A 22,645-nucleotide genomic window follows, 5' to 3' on the forward strand; every position below is an offset into this window, starting at 1 on the left:
TTTAATACCATAAATTTACGGCAAACAGGCCTGAAAAGCTAACTGATATTATCTATCACCAAGATATACTATCTATGACTTTGGTCAGTTAATAGCCTTAAGGGCAACACCGCAATTCATGAAAAACCGATTCCAGGATCTTACTTCTATTGATTTTTACCAAAACCGAAAACAGGTTAAGTGGCTTTTGGTTGTGGTTTCTCTTTTAATAGGTGCTGGGTCAATCTGGTATACCAATAGTTTGGTGGAGGAGTTGAGAGAAAGGGAGAGGAGACAAATTGAACTGCTTTCCAGTGCGCTGGAGTATGCCGCTTCGACAGCCGAGAACCTTACCTTTATCAATCAAGAGATTATCCAGCAGAATTATTCTATTCCTATTATCATGGTGGACCCCAATGGAAATCCATTTGAGTATAGGAATATCACTTTTAAAAAGAATGCAACTGCTCAGGACTCAGCGAAAACCTTGGAAGTTGAGTTGATCGAAATGAAGGAGGAGTATGAGCCAATTCTGTTGGAAGAGGCAGATATTCATGTTTACTATCGGAATTCGGAGCTCCTATTGAACTTGAAGTATTACCCTTACATCCAGTTGGCGGTGATATTGATTTTTGGAGCCTTGGCATACGCGCTTTTTAACCAAAGTAAAATTGCTGAGCAAAATCGAGTATGGGCTGGACTTACGAAGGAAACTGCTCATCAATTAGGTACTCCGATCGCCTCTTTGATGGCTTGGATTGATTACTTGCGAAATTCACCTGTTTGGGAAGAGAATAAGGAGATCATTACGGAAATGGATAAGGATGTAGTGAAGTTGCGGATGGTGACAGAGCGATTCAGTAGCATCGGGAGCAAGCCTGTAATCCAAGCTGAAAACTTGTATCAGGTTATTGAGGAGACTATTAGCTATCTAAGGCCAAGGATTTCTACCAAAGTGGAATTGAATATCAAAGCTGATTCTCAGGATCTCGATGCCATGATGAATAAGCCTCTTTTTGAATGGGTGGTGGAAAATATCTGTAAGAATGCAGTCGATGCCATGAAGGGCAAGGGTAAAATCACATTAGAATTGCTTCAGGATAGTGACAAATTTGTGATTGTAGATATTACGGATACCGGGAAAGGGATGGAGAAAAAGATGTATCGACGAGTTTTTAATCCAGGCTTTTCAACCAAACAAAGAGGATGGGGCTTGGGACTTACTTTGGCAAAACGAATTATTGAAAGCTATCACGGAGGAAAGATTTTTGTAAAAAGCTCTGAAGTTGGTGTTGGGACTACTTTTAGAATAATACTTCATAGTACGAGGGAAGGTGCAGAACAATTCGTGACAGAAGGAATCCTAGAATACAAATAGAAATACGGAATACTAATTTGGAAATACAGGATAAAAATCACAAAATCAGTGAGCCAAGAATTTTTGGACTAATTTTCACTATTTGTTATCCATTGAAATTTGAATGACGAAATACGAAAGACGAGGTGCTTAATTGCCATTTTCCTTTTTCTGACATCGACCCTTGATTTAAAGGTGAGTTTAGAGTCTTCAAGCGTAATTTTTCAATCTTTCAATTTTTCGATAAAAGCATCTACCAAAGGAGGTTGAAGCCTGAGGAGAAGTCTTCTAACTTTTACACTTTTCAACTTTATAACCTTCCCACTTTATTTTTCCTTACCTTTGTCGGCTGAAAATCACATCCCATGAGTCTGACGGAAGAAATCAAAAAGCGTAGAACTTTTGCAATCATTGCCCACCCGGATGCAGGTAAAACAACCCTGACGGAAAAATTGCTTCTTTTTGGGGGAGCGATCAATACTGCAGGTGCCGTAAAGTCGAATAAAATCGATACAGCTACTAAATCTGACTGGATGGATATTGAGAAGCAAAGAGGTATCTCTGTTGCTACTTCCGTAATGGGGTTTGAGTACAAAGACATCAAAATCAACTTGCTGGATACTCCAGGTCACCAGGACTTTGCTGAAGATACTTACCGTACTTTGACTGCGGTCGATTCGGTAATCATGGTGATTGACTGCGTGAAAGGGGTCGAGATTCAGACTGAAAAGTTGATGGAAGTATGTCGGATGAGAAATACTCCAGTGATCTGCTTTATCAACAAATTGGACCGTGAAGGACGCGATCCATATGATTTGTTGGATGAAGTGGAATCTAAGCTGAATATTCAGTGTCGTCCGCTTTCCTGGCCGATTGGAATGGGGAAAAGCTTCAAGGGTGTTTATAATTTATATGACCAGAAGCTGAATCTTTTCACTCCGTCTCAGAGAAAACTTTCCGATGACAGAACCACATTTGAAAATCTGGAAGATGCTGAATTGGATAAATTGATTGGGCAAAGTGCCGCTGATCAATTGAGAGAAGATGTCGAATTAATCGAAGGTGTTTATCCCGATTTCGATACCAAGGAGTATTTGGAAGGAAAAGTTGCTCCTGTATTCTTTGGATCAGCCGTGAATAATTTCGGTGTCAATGAAATGCTGGATACTTTTATCAAAATTGCTCCAGCTCCAAAAAGCCGAAATACTGATACAAGAGAAGTTTTGCCAGGCGAAAACAAGTTTTCTGGCTTTGTGTTTAAGATTCACGCCAACATGGACCCGAATCACAGAAACCGAATTGCCTTCTTGAGAATTTGTTCAGGTGAGTTTCAGAGAAATAAGCCGTACAAGCATGTTTTCGGCCCAAAGCCTTTACGTTTTTCCAATGTAACTCAATTTATGGCCCAGGATAAGGAAATCATTGATACCGCCTACCCGGGTGATATCATCGGTTTGTATGATACCGGGAACCTGAAAATTGGAGATACCTTGACCGATGGAGAAGAAATGGTATTCACGGGGATTCCTAGCTTCTCTCCAGAGATTTTCCGAGAGGTAGTCAACAAAGACGCGATGAAAACCAAGCAATTGGAAAAAGGTCTCAAGCAGTTGATGGAGGAAGGGGTAGCTCAGCTATTTACTTTCGATATGGGATCCAGAAAGGTAGTCGGAACCGTAGGTCAATTGCAGTTTGAGGTGATTCAGTTCCGATTGAAAAATGAATACAATGCGACTGTAGAATTTCATCCAATGAACCTTTATAAAGCTTGTTGGATCAGCAGCAAGGACAAAAAACAATTGGATGAATTTGTTCGCTCCAAAAATCGCCATATCGCTCATGACAAGGACGGGAAGTTAGTCTTTATGGCAGAATCCAAAGCCTGGCTTCAGATGGTTCAGGACAATTATCCAGATATAGAATTCCACTTTACTTCGGAGTTTTAATTTAAGCCTTTTACCCTCCAAGGGTTTTTACTTTTTGGTAATTCATCTCTCATTTAAAAACTTCAGTAAACTCAAACTTCTGTCCATCAAATAAACCTTTATCACTTAGTTTGAGGTCTGGTATTACCAATAAGGCCATGAAGCTCAAAGTCATAAAAGGAGAATTGAGTTGAGAGCCCATCTCTTTTGCCATTTTGTCTATTCGGGTATATGCGGTAGCCACTTCATAGCCATCCGAAGCAGACATGATTCCTCCGACAGGAAGCGGTAAAATTTCTTCCTGATTTCCTGATACTGCGGAAACCCCACCTTTGGCTTCGATGATTAGATTTACCGCTTTGCAAATGGATTCATCATCCACTCCTACTGCAATGATATTATGAGAGTCGTGTCCGACCGAAGAAGCGATTGCACCAGTTTTTAGTCCAAAGTTTTTGATAAAGGCGACTGCTGGATCCGCATTCTGGTAGCGGTTGACAACGGTGATTTTCAAAACGTCTTTTTCTACATTGGATTCTGCGAAACCGTCTTTTTCCAATATTTCACCTGAGGTTTCGGGAGTGATTAATTGTCCATCTAATGCTTCGATTACACGAACTTGATTTCCTTTGGCTTTGAGTTTGAAATCTTCCGGTCTTTTTGGATTGGTGTCAAAATTATTGATGACCTCATTTTTGATAGGGCGAATCAGTGTCTTTCCATTTTTAGCTACCTTTTCTCCATCGATATAAGTTGCCAGTACCTGAAAATCCTTTAGATCTTTGACCAAAATAAAGTCAGCAGGGTCATCAGTTCTTAGCTGACCAACTTTCAATGAATAGTGTGAAATTGGAGTTAGGCAGGTTGCTCTCAGAACATCAAAAATATCTTTTCCTTTTGCGACAGCCCGAGCGGCCAATTCGTTGATGTGGGATATTGCCAGATTATCAGGATGCTTGTCATCAGAGCAGAACATGATCATTTCTGGATAGTCATCAATCAGGTCAATTAATGCCTCAAAGTTTTTTGCAGCTGAACCTTCACGAATGGCGATTTTCATTCCCAGTTTGACTTTGCACAAGGCTTCTTCATAAGTGAAGCATTCATGATCTGTGCTAGGACCTGCACTGACATACTTTTCTGCAAGCTCACCTTTTAGCCCCGGGGCATGTCCGTCTACAGGTTTGCCATATTTCTGTGCAATTTTGATTTTCTCCATGACCAGTGGATCACGATTGACTGTTCCAGGCCAATTCATCATTTCAGCCAGATAATGGATTTCAGGTCGGGACATCAGATTCTCTATATCCTGCGCATCTATTTCCGCTCCGGCTGTTTCGAATGGAGTGGCGGGGACGCAGGAGGGAGCACCGAAGTAAAATTTGAATGGGACTTGCTTTCCATTTTCGATCATGTAATCGACTCCTTCTACTCCGCAGACATTGGCGATTTCGTGAGGATCTGAGATGGTAGCAACTGTCCCATGACACACCGCTAATCTTGCAAATTCAGATGGGACGAGCATGGAGGATTCCACATGGACATGTGCATCAATAAATCCAGGTAAAATAAAAGGTAGCGAATCTGATGTTTCGATTGGAGTGATTTGAAGAATCTTTCCATTTTCGAAAGCTAGTTCAGCTGGATAGGTTTTTCTACCAAGGATATCGACAAAATGAGCGCGGATAATCATGAAAATCAGTGTTAAAAATGAACTGAGGCTAAGAAAGAAATCTTGGAGATAATCGCCCCTTCAAAATTCAATTGGATTAAAACTACTATATTTGCCACGGAATAAAAAAGCATAAACCTTAGGATTTTTGATGGGTAAAATTGTCATCGCCATAGATGGATATTCAGGATGTGGTAAAAGCTCAACTGCCAAAGCTGTAGCCAAGGATTTGGGATACACCTACATTGATTCTGGTGCCATGTATCGAGCAGCAACCTTACATTTTTTGAATTCATATCTTTCACCCTCCAATCCTCATGATGTGGAGAAAGGTTTAAAAGATCTGGAAATTGAATTCCACCCTAATCCTGATTCAGGAGAACAAGAAACCTATCTCAACGGTCTCAATGTAGAAAAGGAGATCAGGACCATGCGGGTTTCGGAAAATGTAAGTAATCTGGCCAAGGAAAAAGAGATCCGAAAAGTTTTGGTTGCCCAGCAAAAGAAATTGGGGAAATCCAAAGGAGTGGTCATGGATGGCCGTGATGTTGGATCGGTAATCTTTCCAGATGCAGAACTGAAGGTGTTTATGACGGCCGACTTGGAAACAAGAGCTTACAGAAGACAGCAAGAATTATTAGCAAAAGGTGATTTGGTGGATTTGGAAGAAATCCAGAAAAATCTAGCAGAAAGAGATCAAATCGACTCGACTCGCGAAGAAGGGCCATTGATTAAGGTGGAGGACGCAGTTGAGATCGATACCAGTAATTTGAATTTCGCAGAGCAGGTAGCGCAAATCGTGGATTTGGCCCAGCAGAAGATTAATCATACGAAAGATTATGCAAGTAACCATTGATAAAAACTCCGGTTATTGCTTTGGAGTAGAGTTTGCCATCAAAATGGCAGAGGACGAAATGGAGCAGGCAGACAAGTTGTATTGTCTGGGTGATATCGTCCATAATGACATGGAAGTAAAGCGCTTGTCAGAGAAAGGACTAGTGGTCATTGACCGAGAGCAACTTTCAGAATTGAGCGATTGCAAAGTTTTGATCCGTGCTCATGGTGAACCGCCAGAAACTTACCGCACAGCCATAGAAAACAATATCGAATTGATTGATGCTTCTTGTCCAGTTGTTTTGAAACTACAGCACCGTGTCAAAACTGCTTTTGATAAGATGGAGCGTGAGCAAGGGCAAATTGTCATTTATGGCAAGAAAGGTCATGCTGAAGTGATTGGCTTGACTGGCCAGACTTTGGAGAAGGCAATTGTAGTGATGGAAGATTCCGATTTGGAGAAAATCGACTATTCCCGACCTGTAACTTTGTTCAGTCAGACAACTAAAAGCACCAAAGGTTTTTACGAATTATCTCGGAAAATTGAAGAAAGAATTCAAGCTGAGAAGGGAAAAGTGGAAACTGTCGATTTTAATGCCAATGATTCTATCTGTCGCCAAGTATCAAATCGCGAGCCTCAGTTACAGAAATTTTCAAAAGAAAATGATGTGATTGTTTTTGTCTCTGGGAAAAAGAGCTCCAATGGGAAAGCCCTTTATCAAGTTTGTCTTTCGGAAAATCCAAGAAGCTATTTCATTGAAAATGAGACTGAACTGGATCCTCAATGGTTTAATTCGGATGATAAAGTTGGTATTTGTGGAGCGACTTCTACGCCAATGTGGCTGATGGAGCAGGTTAAAAATCACTTAGAATCTATGGAAGAAAATGCTCTTCCGGCTTAAATACAAAAATCACCATTCGGAAGTGGGGAAAGCCATTCCGGAGAAAATCAAACATAAACTTCCAGATAGTCTATAAATAAAGAGGTTATTTATTAGATTTGGGGCGTTTTTCAAAAGCTCATAGTTCAAAAACAGATATGTCTAAATTAGTGAAGCTTAAGAAAGGTTTTGACATTAACCTTGCAGGAAAGGCGGCTTTAGAGCTTGCTGATTTTGCCTCTGCTCAAACCTTCGCCATTAAGCCGACTGACTTTCTTGGTATTCAAAGACCGAAAGTTCTTGTCAATGAAGGAGATACCGTAAAGGCTGGTACTCCAATCCTGTTCGACAAAGCGATGGACCAAGTCAAGTATGTGGCTCCGGTTTCAGGCGAGATTGTCGAAGTCAAAAGAGGAGAAAAGAGAAAATTACTCGAAATCAAAATTTTGGCAGACAAAGAAACCACCTTCGAAGACTTGGGTAAAATCGACCTAGGTAAAGTAGATCGTGATACTTTGAAGGCAAAGCTTGCTGAAAGCGGGGTTTGGCCAAACTTGATTCAGAGACCTTATGGTATCGTGGCAAACCCTGATGATACTCCTAAGGCTATTTTCATTTCTGCTTTTGACTCTAATCCTCTTGCTCCAGATTACGGATTTACCCTTCAAGGTGAAGAACAGTATTTCCAAGCTGGTTTGGACGCATTGGCGAAATTGACCGATGGAAAAGTACACTTGAATGTGGATGGCTCCAAAAATGTACCGGCAATTTTTGCGAATGCTAAAGGCGTTGAAATCAATAAATTCTCAGGACCACATCCAGCGGGTAACGTAGGTGTTCAGATTCATCATTTGGATCCGATCAACAAAGGAGAACTTGCATGGACTATTTCTCCAGTAGGAGTAGTTCAAATTGGTAAATTGGTTTTGAACGGAGTTTTTGATGCTTCTAAAGTAATTGCTGTTACAGGTTCAGAATTGACCAAAACAGGATATGTGAAGACTGTTACAGGTGCTTCTGTTTCCTCTTTTGTAAAAGGTAACTTGAATAGCGGACATGTCAGAGTGATCTCGGGTAACGTACTTACCGGCGAGAAAATCTCTCTAGAAGGTTACATGGGATTCTACCATAATCAAGTAACTGTAATCCCTGAGGGTGATTATGAAGAGTTCTTGGGTTGGATCAAGCCTACTACATCCAAATTGAGCTTCCATAAAGCAATCGGTATGTTCTCTTTTATGAACAAAGGAGAATTCAAAGTAGATACTAATACTCACGGTGAAGAAAGACCTTTCGTAGTATCCGGAGTTTTCGAAAAAGTTCTTCCAATGGACATTCTTCCTACTTATTTGTTCAAAGCAATCATTGCTGAGGACTTTGACGAGATGGAAGAGCTTGGATTGTATGAGATCGTCGAAGAAGACGTTGCTCTTTGTGAATTTGTGGATCCCTCTAAGAATGAGCTGCAGGAGTTGGTGAGATCTGGGATTGAATTATTAATGTATAGCTAAGATATGAAGGCATTACAAAATCTCTTCGATAGTATTAAGCCAAACTTTGAAAAGGGAGGCAAATGGGAAAAGTTCTATACCCTTTATGAGGGACATAGAACGATTGCTTTTGCACCCGACTTGGTAACCAAGGCTAAAGGTGCTCAAATTAAAGATGCAACTGATCTAAAGCGTGTCATGATCACTGTGGTGATTGCAATGATTCCAGCTTTGATCTTCGGAATTCTAAATGTTGGGGAGCAGCACTTCCTAGCTGTTGGTGAAACCGCTGGATTCGGTGATAAAGTGTTGTTCGGATTGATTTCCGTACTACCTATCCTTATCGTCTCTTATGGTGTTGGTTTGGTGACTGAATTCATTTTCTGTGTGGTTAGAAATCACCCAGTTTCTGAAGGTTTCTTAGTATCAGGGATGTTGATCGCGTTGGTGATGCCTCCGCATATTCCTCTTTGGCAAATTGCTTTGGCTACCATTTTCGCAGTAGTGATTGGTAAAGAAGTGTTTGGTGGAACAGGAATGAATATTTTGAACGTAGCGATGACCGCTCGTGCATTCTTGTATTTCGCTTATCCAGCTCAGATTTCTGGTGATCAAGTTTGGACTTACCTAGGTGATAAAGCTGCTGTAGATGGCTTCTCTGGTGCTACTGCATTGGGAGTTGCTTATGGAGCAAGTACTGAAGGAACACCGGTTGTTGAAGCTCTTGCGTCACACAATGCGGCTATGGGAGCGGATTTCAGCTTTATGAATATGTTTATGGGATGGATTCCTGGTTCAATTGGTGAGACATCAACTTTGATGGCATTGATCGGAGCTGTAATCTTAATCTATACTGGTGTAGCTAGCTGGAAAATCATCGTTGGTGGTTTTGGTGGAGCTTATGCAATGGGTCTTTTGATGAATGCACTTGCTGTAAACGAATACATGGCAATGCCTGCTCACTACCATTTGGTAATGGGAGGTTTGGCTTTCGGTGTTGTATTTATGGCAACTGACCCGGTTTCTGCCGCTCAAACTGAAACAGGTAAATGGATTTACGGAATCTTGATCGGTTTTATGACCGTGGTGATTCGTGTAACGAACCCAGCATACCCAGAAGGAATTATGCTTGCCGTTCTATTGATGAACGTGTTTGCTCCTTTGATCGATTATTATGTAGTAAAAGCCAATAAAACAAGGAGGTTACAACGTGCAACAGTCTAACGCTTATATTATCACATTTTCGGTCATCTTGACCGTAGTTCTTGGCTTGCTTCTTTCTGGTACTTCTCAAGTATTGGGACCGTTGCAGCGTGAGGCAGAAGCCTTGGATAAGAAAAAACAAATCTTGGGAGCTGTGATTTCCGGTGAGGAAATCAGCGCAATGTCTCCTCAAGAGGTAAATGATTATTATACCAATAGAATTTCTTCTATTGTAGTTGATATCAATGGAAAAGAAGTGTCTGAGCAAGGTGGTGTAGCGGTAACAGCTGAAACTGTTGATATCGCTAAAAACTACAAGAAGCCAGCTGATCAGAGATTGTATCCAGTATTTATTTATCATGCAGAAGGAAATGCTGATCAAGTGGAATCTTATATTTTCCCACTTTATGGGGCAGGTCTTTGGGATGCTATTTGGGGCTTTATCGCTTTGGATACTGATATGAATACTGTAGGTGGTATTACTTTGGCTCACGCAGGTGAAACTCCAGGTTTGGGAGCTAGAATTACCGAGCCAGGTGTGCAAGCTAGATATGTTGGAAAGACAATTTTTGACGAATCTGGAGATCTAGTTGCTGTAGAAATGCAGAAGGGTGAAGGAAAAGATTATTCTTCTCAACCTCATCAAATTGACGGTATGTCTGGAGCAACAATTACTGGTAAAGGTGTCAATTCAATGTTGAAGGATTACCTTGGTCACTACGAGGCATATATCGAATCCAAGAAGTCTGGGGCTGTAGCCGCTCTTTAATTTTAAACAACTCACAGAATTATAATCATATGAGTGCTGAAACAGTAGAAAAAGCGATTGAGAAGAAGCCAGCTGAAGAGCTTCTTTCCAAGCGCCGCAAAAAATTAGTAACAGACCCTTTGGTAGATGATAACCCGATTACCATTCAGGTATTGGGGATTTGTTCTGCCTTGGCGGTAACAACGCAGATGAAGCCTACTTTGGTAATGGCAATCTCTGTAATTTTTGTTGTTGTAATGTCCAACTTGGTAATCTCTTTGATGAGAAATACCATCCCTAGCCGAGTTCGTATCATTGTACAGTTGGCAGTAGTAGCAACCTTGGTAACCTTGGTATCAGAGGTATTGAGAGCTTTTGCCTATGACATGTACAAAGAACTTTCTGTATTTATCGGTTTGATTATCACCAACTGTATCGTAATGGGTCGTTTGGAAGCTTTTGCTTTGGGTAACAAGCCTTATGATTCAGTATTGGATGGGTTTGGATCTGCTTTGGGATATTCTTGGATCATCTTGACAGTAGCTTTCTTTAGAGAATTGCTAGGTTCTGGATCTGTATTCGGACTTCCAATTTACGACACGATCTCTGGTCTATTTGGTCCTGACTTCAAGTTGGCAACCAACGGATTGATGGTATCTCCTGTAGGTGCTTTCGTGATCCTAGGTTTGATCATCTGGGTACAGCGTACCAAAACTGGTTATGTAGAACACTAAAATCCTATAGAAGAAATGGAATTATTTAACTTAGGTATTCGGTCGATCTTTATCGACAACATGATTTTCGCTTACTTCTTGGGAATGTGTTCTTTCTTGGCAGTTTCCAAAAAAGTAAGTACAGCAATCGGACTTGGTGCAGCTGTAATCTTCGTATTGACAGTAACTGTACCAGTGAACTGGCTATTGAATGAATATGTATTGAAAGAAGGTGCTTTGACTTGGGTAAGTGCTGATTTGGCATCTATCGATTTGACTTTCTTGAGATTTATCATGTTTATCGCAATCATCGCTGCGATGGTTCAGTTGGTAGAAATGGTTGTGGAAAAATTTGCTCCAGCTTTGTATGGTGCATTGGGTATCTTCTTGCCTTTGATCGCTGTAAACTGTGCGATTTTGGGTGGTTCCCTATTCATGGCTCAAAGAGACTATACCATTGCTGAATCTGCAGTATATGGCTTCGGTTCAGGAACTGGATTCTGTCTTGCGATTGTAGCTTTGGCTGCGATCCGTGAAAAATTGAAATATTCTGCAGTTCCTAATGGCTTGAAAGGTTTGGGTATTACCATGCTTTTGACCGGTTTGATGGGTATTGCATTTATGTCTTTTATGGGTATCGACCTTTAAGAGAAAATAAAGATCTAAAAAAGGCTCTGGAGAAATTCAGAGCCTTTTTTGTTATAGGGCTTTTGCCCTTTCAGTTTTGTTCGAAAATCAGTTTTAATTGTTTTTTTAACGGTTAAAATTGTTCTTAAGAAAAACCTAAATTTCGAGTTCAAACCTAATTACTACAACATGAAAAAAATATTTTCATTACTACTCTTGACCCTGGTAGCTACTTTTTCTTATGCCCAATCCGGCGAATGGATTGAGCTTTTTAACGGTAAGGACCTAGATGGTTGGAAATTAACTACAGATAGTCCCGAATCATTTCAAATTGAAGATGGAGTCATTAAAGTAGCTGGAAAAAGAGCGCACCTTTTCTATGATGGTCCAGTTGGAAACCATGATTTCAAAGACTTTGAAGTGATCGTTACTTTGAAAACAATGCCACAGGCAAACTCTGGGATTTTCATCCACACACAATATCAGGCAGATGGATGGCCTAATATCGGTTATGAAATTCAGGTAAACCAAAGTCATGGTGACTGGAGAAAGACTGGTAGTGTTTATTCGTTCAAAGATGTGAAAGATGTCTATGTCGAAGATGGAGAATGGTATACAGAGCATATCATCGTCAAAGGAGATAAAGTGACTGTGAAAGTCAATGGAAAAACAATCAATAAATTTGATGAATCCAAGGATAGAGAAGAAGGCGATTTGGGTACCAAAAAGTTGAGTCATGGCACTATTGCCCTTCAGGCACATGATCCAAATTCAGTGATCTATTTCAAAAGCATCAAAGTGAAATACAAAGATTAATATCCCTTTTAGTAACATGAAAAATGCCTGACCAATTTTGATCAGGCATTTTTTATTTCCAGTGGTTTGGATTTACTTTTTAAGCCCTTCAATTTCTACTTTTTGAAACATGACCGGATTTTTACTGATCTTCAAAGCATTCCCACTTGCTATTTTGATGTTCTTTAGGATTACTTTCTTGGTGATTACATATGGGAATTCCTCCTGGTAAAAACTATCCTTCCTTTCAGGATTAAAATTGGCAAAAAGGATGGGACCATCATATTCCTCAGAATGATTGGAGTCTTCAATGGAGAGATTTATGATTTTTATCGTTTCAGGCATATAGCATACATATCCGAAATCATGTTGACCAGAATTGTATCCGCTAATTAAATCTGCTTGTCTTGCATTGCCAGCATTTGGATTGAAGACACAATCCTTGATGATGAATTCTCCCTCCCAAGTGCTTCCGTAGTCTGATCTGAGATTGATTAACCTTCCGCTATTGATAGTGGAGTTTTCTACCAACAAAGTTCCTGTACCTATAGCGTTGATCCCCATGTGGCCCAATTCGGAATTTCGGATAGTCGCATTTGCCACACCCATATGAGCATCAAATCTGGAAAGTTTACAGTTGTCGTAGAGTAGGTTTTTACTGTAGTTAGAGCCGAAGATTCCCCAGTAGGTTCTGTCATTGATGTCGTTTGTTTGACTACAATTGATAAAAGACACATTCAATGCCCGGTTTACAGAAAGATCATAAGAGCCCATGCTTACGGGTTTGCCTGCTCTTCCTATCGTGCTATAGGTTTTATGACCAGTAAAGATGCTATTCATCACTTTGACGTCTGCGCAATCTTGAATAGTGATAAATCCTCCATAAGGAGCCCCATGCTCGCCTTCTCCAGTGACAGAATGCTTTATGCCATCAACAATGACATTTGAGCGTCTAATTAGAAGATTTCTACTGTAGTAGTTGTACTTGGATTCCTCCTGGTTAGCTATTGTGGTAAAATGGCCGCCTGTTATCTTAACAGTTTTTTCATCAATAGGAAGTGCAGTGATTTCAGTGATCTGCTCAAAGTCCCAGATGATAGGACTTTTTGGATCAATTTTTCCACTCTTTTCAATTCTGAAATTGTCTGTTTGTGGATAGCCATTGTTTTGGTTTAGACCAAATCGGATGTAGCGTCGGATGGTAGTATCTGTGCCAGTGACCAGGTAGGCCTGATCCAAGTCTAAGTCCAATTTCTTTTGACCCTTTTTAAGGGAAGTGACACCTTCCAATTTGATAGGGTCCAATGAAGTTTTTACTTCGAAAATGGGGGTAGTTCTGTTTTTTACATTTCTATCATCGATGATAAAAGAAGCCTTTCCAAAATCTGTGTCTGTTTGTATGATCGCTTTTCGATCATTACCTCCGATATAGTAGTTTGCGCCTTCGTTTGCTTTGATACTTAATCCATTTTCATTTGCAAAAGCATGTGTCGCAACGATGCTATTTTGATCATCAGCTTTTCCATCTCCAATAGCACCAAAATCACTGTAGCTGATGAAACCTTGTTTTTTGAATTTCGCTAAATCTGAATCCGAAACGAGAATCTTTAAAATTCCATTTTCAGCTTCTTGAATGGTGGTTTGGCCTTGAGAATATATGATTTCAATTTCTGATTGGGGATAGACTTTTAATGAAACCAGTAGAAGAAAAAATAGACTCAAAAAGTGAATTTTCATGGAATGTGAATTTTGGATTTAAGTGTTGATTGACAGGAATTAAAATTGGCTGATAATTAAAAATATAAGTTTTTCTAAAAGAATACCTCAACTTTATTCCGAACGGCTAGTCAATTTAGAGTCGAAAGCTTGTAAAGTGTTTATTGTCCAAAATGATTAGGCATTTTTTTTGAGAAAGGGGAGACATGGCATTTACATACAAAAGGATCTTATCCTATTTCCTTCGAGGCTTATTGTTTTTGACTCCTTTAGCAGTCACTATTTATGTGATCTATGCGATTTTCGTCTTTTTGGATAATTTGATTCCTGTTCCTATTCCAGGGATCGGAATTCTCATGGTTCTTGGTCTGATCACTTTTATTGGATATCTGGCGAGTCTGTTCTTTACCCGTCGGTTTTTCGATTGGTTTGAAAGAGGCTTGGTCCGGATTCCTTTGGTGAACTTGCTGTACACTTCTATTAAAGATTTGATGGGAGCCTTTGTAGGGGAAAAGAAAAAGTTCAGCTCACCTGTCATTGTTCAAGTTTCTGATACTCTTTCTAGGCTGGGTTTTATCACCCAAGATGATATGTCAGTTATCGGAAATGAGGAATTGGTTGCCGTATATTTTCCCCATAGTTACAATGTGTCTGGTAACGTGTTTTTGGTTCCTAAAGATAAAGTAAAACGCCTTGAAGGAGTGAAGAGTGCTGATGTGATGAAGTTTATGGTAAGTGGTGGTGTTTCATCTTTGGAAGGATAAGTCATATGTCATCCCTATTTGAGGTACCTCACAAATGCAATCCATACCCCATCTGGAGACCATGAATGTACATTGATGGTGCCTTGGCCTCCATAAAAAACCGGAGTCAAATCTTTTAGCTTTTTGGATTCTACATCTAATAAGCGAAGCTTGACATCTTTTCCGAATGGATGAGCGCCTCTTTGGTCTTCAAGGTAAGAGATGATCACTGCGCTATGATTGTCTGGAGATGGATGAGGGAACCAATTGTCCAGTTCATCAAAAGTTAATTGTTCTTGTTGACTTCCATCGGGTTTCATTCGGTATGCTTGCATTCTTCCAGTTCGATGTGAATTGAAATAAATCCATTTTCCATCATAAGAATATTCTGGGCCATCGTCTAATCCTTCAGTATCTGTTAGCCTTACTTCATCGCCTCCTTCTGAGGAAATAGCATATACATCCCAAGCATCATCACGCATTGCACAGTAGACCAATGTTTTTCCGTCGGGGCTGATCCCATGCCAATAGCTTGGATAATTTGGAGTAATCAATTTACTGGGACCACCATTACTTGATATGGTATAGATTCTTGAGCTCAGTCCTTCATCATTTCTACTAAAAACAATTGTCTTCCCGTCAAAGCTGAGTCCGTGATCATTGTTGATCCGATTCATGTAATCAGGGGAAATAGTACCAAGCTTATTCCCCTCCAAATCGATTTTTTCCAATTTGCCATCGGAATTTATTTGTAGGAATTTTCCATCTCGACTCCAATTGGGAGCTTCAAAATGTCTTTTTTCCTTCAGGATTACTTTTTCTTCAAGAGTATTGACATTCAAAATGACTAGCTCACTGGAAATTCCCTCTGGGACTTGTTGGGAATGGCTAGAAAAAACAGGGATTATTAAGAATAGAAAGCTGAGGATTTTAGGTTTCATTTTTGGGAGATTGTTTCTCCTTAATTTACTAAGCCTCAGGTAAATTATTGGATATACACTGTTTTTTCTAGAAGATTAGTAAATGATCCGATTTTCCAGAATTTGTGGTTTTCCCTTTTCAAAGTGTCTTCAAACCATTTTTGATCTTCTGGAGAAACGGCTATCAATAAGCCCCCACTAGTTTGTGGATCGCAAAGTTTGACTAGGTCCATTCCTTTGACTCCTTCAGTTTTTGGAGAAAAGGCATTCCAGTTTCTATAGGTATTGTCTGGGAAAATAAACTGGTTGATATATTCTTGAATCCCATCAATCAAGGGTAGCTTGGAGATTTCTATTTCAGCAGAAAGGTTCGCTCCCTCTGCCATTTCTATCAAATGTCCCAATATGCCAAAACCAGTTACATCGGTCATGGCTTTTACTTCTTCATGGTTTCCAAGTATGGCTCCAATGGAGTTCAATTGACAGGCCGTGTCAATCAATTTTGAATAGTCCTCTTCATTGATTTTTCCTCGCTTCAAAGCCGTAGCTAAAACTCCAACACCAAGTGGTTTGGTCAGATAAATCAAATCCCCAGATTTAGCATCTTGATTGGTTTTGATTTTTCGAGGGTGAACAACACCATTAACAGATAAACCAAAAATTGGATCTTTCGCCGCGATGCTATGTCCACCTGCGAGTTCAATTCCAGCTTCTTGACAAATTGACTTGGCTCCTTCCATTACTTTAGCAGCCAATTCTGGAGAGATTTTCTCAACGGGCCAGCTTAAAATGGCATTTGCGAATAGGGGCTTTCCCCCCATCGCATAGATATCGGAAATAGCATTGGCAGCAGAGATTCTTCCAAAATCAAAGGGGTCGTCAACGATTGGTGTAAAAAAATCTACTGAATTGATCATGGCAATGTCTTCGGAAACTTGGTAAACTGCAGCATCATCTTTTCCAGAGTTACCAACCAATAAATTGGGGTCATTTTGTGAAAATGAATTGCTGGAGGATAGAATTTGATCCAAAATAGCTGGAGCGATTTTGCAGCCACAACCTGAGCCTTCACTCCATTCTGTTAATTTGATTTCCTTAGCTTCCATATATTTTATTTTTCAAAGTGATCAAAAGTTCTGCTTGCTCTTCCCAACTTTTTTCACTCAAATCAATTTCGTTAACCTGTTGAGTCTCGTGTTTATCTAAGTCAAAATCATAAGCCTTGTCATAATAAATCATGACATTTTCAACCCAATTGGCTGTGTTTTCATCCTCTACATCAGAGATGGCTTGCTGAGTTCTAAGTCCTCCAAGCTTCTTGCTTAATCGCTTAATCGCTGCAATTAAATCGGCCTTTGGAAGAGAACCGTACTCCTCAGAAATATGCTGAATCCGCTCAGATTTTGTTTTTTGAATGTCAATAAGAGGTGCGGATTTCATTTGATCGTTCAACAAATCGGGTAAAATGATCCTGCCGATTTTTCTACTTTCATTTTCAAGCCATAAGACCTTTTCAGAATGCATTTGAAGCAATTGTTCTCCTAGCATGTTTTCAAACTGCTCAACAGTTGGCTGAGGCTTTTGTCCAATAGAACCAAAAGAAGATCCTTTGTGATTTGCTAAGCCTTCCAAGTCTATAATTTGCTCACCTTTTCTTCTAAGTTGTTCTAGGAGAACAGTTTTTCCAACACCCGTTTTTCCTCCTAAAACTAAGATTTTCCTTTGTTTCCTAACTTCTTGATAGGTAAACGTTCGATAGGTTTTATAGCCTCCTTTTATTCTGAATATCTTAAAACCGACCATAGAAAGAAGCCAAGATAGGATTTGGCTCCTCATTCCACCTCTCCAACAATAAAGAATGATTTCCCTTTCAGGGAAAAGCTCAATGGCCTCTTTTTGAATTTGATGAAATCTTGGTCCAACCAACTCAAATCCTTTCAAAGTGGCCTTTTCACTTCCTTCATTTTTATAAAGCGTTCCTACTACCACTCTTTCCTGATTATTCAGAATAGGAATATTGAATGCGTTTTGAATATGGCTTTGAGAAAATTCCCCTTCGGATCTTGCATCGAGAATTGGAAGGGAATGTCGAAGTTCGAAAAATTCAGAAAGTGAAATGAGGGTTTCATTCATAGAGAACGAATATAAAAAAAGCCGCAAGGATATCCTTGCGGCTTTGATTTGTCAATGTGTATTAATTACAGTTGAGCGTCCAATTTCTGAGAAAGAACAGCTTTAGGAACAGCGCCAACTTGTTTGTCTACGATTTGACCTCCTTTGAAGAACAAAAGGGTAGGGATAGAACGGATACCGAAAGCTTGAGCCACTCCAGGATTAGAGTCGACATCAACTTTGCCGATAACTGCTTTTCCTTCGTAATCACCAGCCAATTCTTCTACTACTGGTCCGATCATTTTACAAGGTCCACACCATTCAGCCCAAAAATCCACCAAGATTGGTTGATCAGATTTGATTACTTCTTCAAAGTTTGCGTCAGTGATTTCGATTGCTTTTGCCATTTTATATAGTATTTAGATTTTTTTCAGGTTTCAAATATATGAGAGAAAGTGAATCATCTGGCAATAAGTTCCGAAGAGAAGATAAATTTTGTCTATGACCCATAGTTGTAGTCACTTTGATCAGCTTGATTTAGATAACTTTATAAACCACTTCTGGGATTTCTTTCAATTCCTGGATCATTTCCGCACTTGGATCAATCGAGAATCTCTTTGAAAATAGCTCCAGACTGATGTTTTCTTTTCTATCTACTACATCAAAATAAAGCTTGGCCTCACCCTTATACTTTTCTGTAATAGCTTCCAATTTTTCCATCAAATCCAAAGTCAGATCATCTAGATCAATATTGACACGTAGCCCTTTGACCATTTTGGATCTTACCTCAGATAGTAGGGAAATACTGTCAATTTTGAATTCCATTTCATGCTCATTCCATTTTTTCTGACCGATTTTCCCCTTGATATAGAGAAACCAGCCCGTCATGAAATATTCTTTATACTTGATGTAATCGTCCCCAAAAAGGAAGAATGTAAAACCTCCTTGGTAATCCTCCATACTCAAGGTTCCAAATGGCTTTCCATTTTTGGTTGTCCTATGGGCAAAAGAAGAAACAGAACCTGCCAGTCGAATCTCATTTTTCCCTTTGAGGGACTCCAAGTCATTCAAATCAGGAAGGGAAGCATTTGTGAAGTTCTCAATCTCCAATTTGTATTGATCTAATGGGTGGCCTGAGATATAAAGACCCACTACTTCTTTTTCGATATTGAGTTGTTGAAGTTGGGAGAATTTCTCCATAGGAGCCACAGAAGGCATAGGGATGTCCATGCTTCCACTTCCTCCACCAAACAAACTTACCTGAGAACTCTCTTCTTCCTGTTGAACTTTATGTGCATATTTTACTGCCTTTTCAATCAAAGTAATGTCGTTTTCAGGAGCTTCGAGATATTGTCTTCGATGATGCTCTGGGAAACAATCAAAGCCTCCTGCCATGGCAAGAGCTTCCATTGTTTTTTTGTTTAAAGCTCTGGAATTTACTCGCTTCGCAAATTCAAAAATGTTTTTGAAAGGCCCATTTTTTTCTCGTTCCTTGATGATTTCATCCACCGCTGCGGAACCTGCCCCCTTGATTGCCGCCATACCGAAACGAATTTCTCCTGCAGCATTTACAGTAAAACCATTTTTAGATTCATTGACATCTGGTCCCAAAACAGGGATTCCCATTCTTTTACATTCTTCCATGAAGAAAGTCACCTGCGTGATATCATTCATGTTGTTGCTCAATACTGAAGCAAGATATTCTGCAGGATAATGCGCTTTTAGATAGGCGGTTTGATAAGCCACCCAGGCATAACAGGTTGAGTGGGATTTGTTGAAAGCGTAGGATGCAAATGCCTCCCAGTCAGTCCAGATTTTTTCAAGTTTTTTGGCATCATGACCTTTGGCTACAGCCTGATCGACGAATTTGGGCTTCATTTTATCCAAAACGTCTTTTTGCTTTTTACCCATTGCCTTACGCAAAACGTCGGCCTCACCTTTGGTAAAACCTGCCAGCTTTTGGGAAAGTAGCATTACCTGTTCCTGGTAAACCGTAATTCCATAGGTTTCTTCCAGATACTCTTTCATGTCATCGAGATCGTAAGTGATCTCTTCTGCTCCATGCTTTCTTTTAATAAAAGAAGGAATGTAAGCCAAAGGTCCTGGACGATATAGTGCGTTCATGGCAATCAAATCCGCAAAAACAGTAGGCTTCAGCTCTCGCATGTATTTTTGCATTCCAGCACTTTCATACTGAAAAATTCCGACTGTCTCACCACGCTGGAATAGCTCATATGTTTCTTCGTCGTCAATCGGAAAACTGTCCGGGTCGAGCTGAATTCCGTGCCTTTCCTTAACGATTTTGCATGCGTCCTTGATCAGGGTTAGGGTTTTTAGACCCAAGAAGTCCATCTTCAACAAGCCGGCAGATTCTACCACTGAGTTGTCAAACTGGGTACAAACCATGTCTGAATCCTTTGCCAAAGCTACCGGAACAAAGTTGGTGATGTCATCTGGCGTGATAATTACCCCACAGGCGTGGATCCCGGTATTTCGAACCGATCCTTCGAGGACAGTGGCCTGGTTGACAGTTTTGGCAGATTCGTCTTGACCTTGCGCAATTCGAATAAGCTCTTCTGCTTTTTGAATCAATTCACCCTGTCCTTTTAATTTATCAGAAAGAGCCGCCTTATTTGAGGCTAAAGAAAACAATGCTTTCAACTTGATGTCAGGAACCAAACTTGCCAATCTACCAGCTTCAGGTAAAGGTAAATTCAATACTCTGGCAGTATCCCGGATGGCTGATTTGGCAGCCATCGTGCCGTAAGTAATAATCTGAGCTACCTGATTGGAGCCGTATTTTTTGATCACATAATCGATAACCCTTCCTCGACCTTCATCATCAAAGTCAATATCAATATCGGGTAAGGAAACCCTGTCTGGATTTAGGAATCTCTCAAAAAGGAGATCATACTCTATTGGATCGACATTGGTAATTCCAATACAATAAGCAACAGCAGACCCAGCTGCCGAACCCCTTCCTGGCCCAACTGAAACTCCCATGTCTCTTGCTGCTCGGGTGAAATCCTGTACAATCAAAAAGTATCCTGGATATCCGGTGTTTTCAATTGTTGCCAATTCGAAATCTAGGCGTTCCTTAATATCGGGAGTTATTTCTTTGTAGCGTAGAGCCGCACCTTCATAAGTGAGGTGCCTTAAGAATGCATTTTCGCCTCTTTTCCCTCCATCTACATCATCTTGAGGATCTTTGAATTCATCAGGGATGTCAAACTTTGGAAGAAGAACTTCCCTTGCAAGTTTGTAAGCTTCAATTTTTTCCACGATCTCCTGTGTGCATTCGATTGCCTCAGGAAGATCCGCGAAAAGCTTTTTCATCTCATCCGGTGACTTGACATAGAATTCGTCATTTGGGAAACCGTAACGAAATTCTCTCCCTCTTTTACCGATATATTTTTTAGGCTTTTCTACCAACTCACCATCTTTTACACAGATCAAAATATCGTGAGCCTTGGCATCCGCCTTGTCATTGTAATAGGAGTTGTTTGCTGCGAAATACTTTACGTCATATTTCTTGGCAAACTCCAATAAAACTTCATTGACTTTTTCCTCTTCAGGAATCCCATGGCGATTCAGTTCTACATAAAAGTCGTCTCCGAATTGCTCTTTCCACCACAGAAATGCTTCTTCAGCTTGGGTTTCACCAACATTTAGAATCAGAAAAGGAATTTCTCCCCAAAGTCCGCCAGTGGTAGCAATTAGGTCACCTTTGTATTGAACCAAAACTTCCTTGTCAATTCTTGGGACATAGTAAAACCCTTCGATATTGGCATAGGAGGCCAGTTTTGCAAGGTTGTGGTAGCCAGTTTTATTTTTAGCGATAAGGACTGTTTGGTATCCGTCGTCCTTCTGGGATTTGTTTTTTCTATCCCGACAAAGATTGAATTCACATCCGACAATGGGCTTGATCTCCGCTCCCATTGCAGCTTTCACGAAATGGAAAGCTCCCATCATGTTTCCATGATCAGTCATGGCAATCGCAGGCATATTCAAAGATTTTGCCTTTGCAACCAAAGCTGGAATTTCGGAAGTGGCCTGTAAGACTGAATATTGAGTATGGACATGCAGATGAGTAAATGGAACATCCACCAAGTCCGAAATATCAGCCTTACCTGCTTGCTTTAGTACATCCTTAGCAGCGGTCTTTTGAGTATCCTTTGCTTGCGCAAAGTTCGCTTCAGCTAGTTTGGGAGCCTCATAAATGACTTCTGAGACAGCAATTCCTTCTTCAGGTTTTAGAACATTTTGAGTGATCAAACCAAAGAAACAACGAGCCGTTGCATCTACATCATAGGCTGCATCGTGAGCATCGTCAAACCCAACTCCAAAAAGCTTATGGTGTAATTCTGTAAGGGTAGGCCATTTGAATTTTCCGCCTTTTCCACCAGGGATGGCACAGAAGTCTGTAGAAATATCTTTTGTATCCAGCTGATCAGCTGTCAGCGGCATTCCGAGCTCAGTTCGGATAAATTCAGAACCAACCACATTAACGTCAAACTCGACATTGTGTCCAACCAAGTATTTGGCTTTAGCGACATCTTTTTCAAAAATTGCTAAAACCTCTTTCAGGTCATGACCTTCTGCCAAAGCTCGTTTGGTAGAGATCCCGTGAACTTTTTCGGCATTGTAAGGGATGGTGAAGCCCTCGGGTTTGACAATGTAATTATTGTTGGAAATCAGATTTCCTTTAGAATCATGCAGTTGCCATGCGAGTTGGACAAGGCGAGGCCAGTTGTCCAAGTCTGACATGGGGGCATTGTAATTTCTAGGTAATCCGGTGGTTTCGGTATCAAATATTATATACATACAGCTTCCAGAAATGGGACTTCAAATTAGGGGTAAAGTCCCAAAGCTGCCAACTCCAACGAAGGTAATTGTCAAAGAAAAGAGAAATTACTTTCAATAAAATCAT

General features: G+C 40.2%; 18 protein-coding genes. 11 read left to right on the top strand and 7 right to left on the bottom strand.

Annotation, left to right across the window (positions count from 1 at the left end):
• Positions 1-118 precede the first annotated feature (118 nt).
• Complete coding sequence (locus BUF13_RS17870) at positions 119-1,357, top strand: sensor histidine kinase (RefSeq protein ID WP_073573196.1); 1,239 nt, start codon at positions 119-121, stop codon at positions 1,355-1,357.
• 344 nt (positions 1,358-1,701) lie between these two features.
• On the top strand, positions 1,702-3,282 hold the full coding sequence (locus BUF13_RS17875; protein ID WP_073573197.1) for a peptide chain release factor 3: 1,581 nt from the start codon (positions 1,702-1,704) through the stop codon (positions 3,280-3,282).
• A gap of 49 nt (positions 3,283-3,331) precedes the next feature.
• On the opposite strand, the gene ade is transcribed toward BUF13_RS17875, so the two are convergent.
• Positions 3,332-4,954, bottom strand: a complete 1,623-nt coding sequence (gene ade, locus BUF13_RS17880) for an adenine deaminase (protein WP_073573198.1) — start codon at positions 4,952-4,954, stop codon at positions 3,332-3,334.
• 130 nt (positions 4,955-5,084) lie between these two features.
• Here ade and cmk point away from each other — a divergent pair, with 130 nt between their 5' ends.
• From cmk to BUF13_RS17920, 8 genes are all read left to right on the top strand, one after another.
• Positions 5,085-5,789: a (d)CMP kinase gene (cmk, locus tag BUF13_RS17885; RefSeq protein ID WP_073573199.1), complete on the top strand. Its 705-nt coding sequence runs from the start codon at positions 5,085-5,087 to the stop codon at positions 5,787-5,789.
• Positions 5,773-6,669, top strand: a complete 897-nt coding sequence (locus BUF13_RS17890) for a 4-hydroxy-3-methylbut-2-enyl diphosphate reductase (protein ID WP_073573200.1) — start codon at positions 5,773-5,775, stop codon at positions 6,667-6,669. The genes cmk and BUF13_RS17890 overlap by 17 nt, the downstream gene beginning before the upstream one ends.
• A 137-nt stretch (positions 6,670-6,806) precedes the next feature.
• Positions 6,807-8,159, top strand: a complete 1,353-nt coding sequence (locus BUF13_RS17895; protein WP_073573201.1) for a Na(+)-translocating NADH-quinone reductase subunit A — start codon at positions 6,807-6,809, stop codon at positions 8,157-8,159.
• 3 nt (positions 8,160-8,162) lie between these two features.
• Positions 8,163-9,362 (top strand): NADH:ubiquinone reductase (Na(+)-transporting) subunit B, encoded by a 1,200-nt coding sequence (locus BUF13_RS17900; RefSeq protein WP_073573202.1) that lies wholly within the window; start codon positions 8,163-8,165, stop codon positions 9,360-9,362.
• Entirely contained in the window at positions 9,349-10,110 is a 762-nt protein-coding gene (gene nqrC / locus BUF13_RS17905; protein WP_073573203.1) for an NADH:ubiquinone reductase (Na(+)-transporting) subunit C, read from the top strand. Before BUF13_RS17900 ends, nqrC begins: the two co-directional genes overlap by 14 nt.
• A gap of 29 nt (positions 10,111-10,139) precedes the next feature.
• Positions 10,140-10,823 carry an NADH:ubiquinone reductase (Na(+)-transporting) subunit D gene (locus BUF13_RS17910; RefSeq protein ID WP_073573204.1) on the top strand — a complete coding sequence of 228 codons (684 nt, stop codon included), beginning with the start codon at positions 10,140-10,142 and terminating at the stop codon, positions 10,821-10,823.
• A gap of 15 nt (positions 10,824-10,838) precedes the next feature.
• The gene (gene nqrE, locus BUF13_RS17915; RefSeq protein WP_073573205.1) at positions 10,839-11,450 is read left to right on the top strand and encodes an NADH:ubiquinone reductase (Na(+)-transporting) subunit E; all 612 of its coding nucleotides are present in this window, start codon (positions 10,839-10,841) and stop codon (positions 11,448-11,450) included.
• Positions 11,451-11,618: 168 nt separating this feature from the next.
• Positions 11,619-12,245: a 3-keto-disaccharide hydrolase gene (locus BUF13_RS17920; protein WP_073573206.1), complete on the top strand. Its 627-nt coding sequence runs from the start codon at positions 11,619-11,621 to the stop codon at positions 12,243-12,245.
• 72 nt (positions 12,246-12,317) lie between these two features.
• On the opposite strand, the gene BUF13_RS17925 is transcribed toward BUF13_RS17920, so the two are convergent.
• Positions 12,318-13,961: a hypothetical protein gene (locus tag BUF13_RS17925; RefSeq protein ID WP_073573207.1), complete on the bottom strand. Its 1,644-nt coding sequence runs from the start codon at positions 13,959-13,961 to the stop codon at positions 12,318-12,320.
• Between the two features lie 185 nt (positions 13,962-14,146).
• Between BUF13_RS17925 and BUF13_RS17930 the strand changes: the two genes are divergently transcribed.
• The gene (locus BUF13_RS17930; protein ID WP_073573208.1) at positions 14,147-14,704 is read left to right on the top strand and encodes a DUF502 domain-containing protein; all 558 of its coding nucleotides are present in this window, start codon (positions 14,147-14,149) and stop codon (positions 14,702-14,704) included.
• Positions 14,705-14,718: 14 nt separating this feature from the next.
• On the opposite strand, the gene BUF13_RS17935 is transcribed toward BUF13_RS17930, so the two are convergent.
• The 5 genes from BUF13_RS17935 to dnaE all read right to left on the bottom strand — a co-directional run bounded on the left by BUF13_RS17935 (position 14,719) and on the right by dnaE (position 22,539).
• Positions 14,719-15,624 carry a TolB family protein gene (locus BUF13_RS17935; protein ID WP_073573209.1) on the bottom strand — a complete coding sequence of 302 codons (906 nt, stop codon included), beginning with the start codon at positions 15,622-15,624 and terminating at the stop codon, positions 14,719-14,721.
• 44 nt (positions 15,625-15,668) lie between these two features.
• Positions 15,669-16,709: a selenide, water dikinase SelD gene (gene selD, locus BUF13_RS17940; RefSeq protein WP_073573210.1), complete on the bottom strand. Its 1,041-nt coding sequence runs from the start codon at positions 16,707-16,709 to the stop codon at positions 15,669-15,671.
• Positions 16,699-17,736: a tRNA 2-selenouridine(34) synthase MnmH gene (mnmH, locus tag BUF13_RS17945; RefSeq protein WP_073573211.1), complete on the bottom strand. Its 1,038-nt coding sequence runs from the start codon at positions 17,734-17,736 to the stop codon at positions 16,699-16,701. The genes selD and mnmH overlap by 11 nt, the downstream gene beginning before the upstream one ends.
• Positions 17,737-17,801: 65 nt before the next feature.
• Positions 17,802-18,122 (bottom strand): thioredoxin, encoded by a 321-nt coding sequence (gene trxA, locus BUF13_RS17950; protein ID WP_073573212.1) that lies wholly within the window; start codon positions 18,120-18,122, stop codon positions 17,802-17,804.
• A 130-nt stretch (positions 18,123-18,252) separates the two neighbouring features.
• Positions 18,253-22,539, bottom strand: coding sequence for a DNA polymerase III subunit alpha (gene dnaE / locus BUF13_RS17955; protein ID WP_073573213.1), 4,287 nt, complete (start codon positions 22,537-22,539; stop codon positions 18,253-18,255).
• Between the last annotated feature and the right edge of the window lie 106 nt (positions 22,540-22,645).

It is taken from the genome of Algoriphagus zhangzhouensis (assembly GCF_900148515.1).
Lineage (GTDB): Bacteria > Bacteroidota > Bacteroidia > Cytophagales > Cyclobacteriaceae > Algoriphagus > Algoriphagus zhangzhouensis.

Coding starts and splice junctions, on each gene's coding strand:
- BUF13_RS17870 (WP_073573196.1), top strand. CDS start 119: ATGAAAAACCGATTCCAGGATCTTACTTCTATTGATTTTTACCAAAAC.
- BUF13_RS17875 (WP_073573197.1), top strand. CDS start 1,702: ATGAGTCTGACGGAAGAAATCAAAAAGCGTAGAACTTTTGCAATCATT.
- ade (WP_073573198.1), bottom strand. CDS start 4,954: ATGATTATCCGCGCTCATTTTGTCGATATCCTTGGTAGAAAAACCTAT.
- cmk (WP_073573199.1), top strand. CDS start 5,085: ATGGGTAAAATTGTCATCGCCATAGATGGATATTCAGGATGTGGTAAA.
- BUF13_RS17890 (WP_073573200.1), top strand. CDS start 5,773: ATGCAAGTAACCATTGATAAAAACTCCGGTTATTGCTTTGGAGTAGAG.
- BUF13_RS17895 (WP_073573201.1), top strand. CDS start 6,807: ATGTCTAAATTAGTGAAGCTTAAGAAAGGTTTTGACATTAACCTTGCA.
- BUF13_RS17900 (WP_073573202.1), top strand. CDS start 8,163: ATGAAGGCATTACAAAATCTCTTCGATAGTATTAAGCCAAACTTTGAA.
- BUF13_RS17910 (WP_073573204.1), top strand. CDS start 10,140: ATGAGTGCTGAAACAGTAGAAAAAGCGATTGAGAAGAAGCCAGCTGAA.
- nqrE (WP_073573205.1), top strand. CDS start 10,839: ATGGAATTATTTAACTTAGGTATTCGGTCGATCTTTATCGACAACATG.
- BUF13_RS17920 (WP_073573206.1), top strand. CDS start 11,619: ATGAAAAAAATATTTTCATTACTACTCTTGACCCTGGTAGCTACTTTT.
- BUF13_RS17925 (WP_073573207.1), bottom strand. CDS start 13,961: ATGAAAATTCACTTTTTGAGTCTATTTTTTCTTCTACTGGTTTCATTA.
- BUF13_RS17930 (WP_073573208.1), top strand. CDS start 14,147: ATGGCATTTACATACAAAAGGATCTTATCCTATTTCCTTCGAGGCTTA.
- BUF13_RS17935 (WP_073573209.1), bottom strand. CDS start 15,624: ATGAAACCTAAAATCCTCAGCTTTCTATTCTTAATAATCCCTGTTTTT.
- selD (WP_073573210.1), bottom strand. CDS start 16,709: ATGGAAGCTAAGGAAATCAAATTAACAGAATGGAGTGAAGGCTCAGGT.
- mnmH (WP_073573211.1), bottom strand. CDS start 17,736: ATGAATGAAACCCTCATTTCACTTTCTGAATTTTTCGAACTTCGACAT.
- trxA (WP_073573212.1), bottom strand. CDS start 18,122: ATGGCAAAAGCAATCGAAATCACTGACGCAAACTTTGAAGAAGTAATC.
- dnaE (WP_073573213.1), bottom strand. CDS start 22,539: ATGTATATAATATTTGATACCGAAACCACCGGATTACCTAGAAATTAC.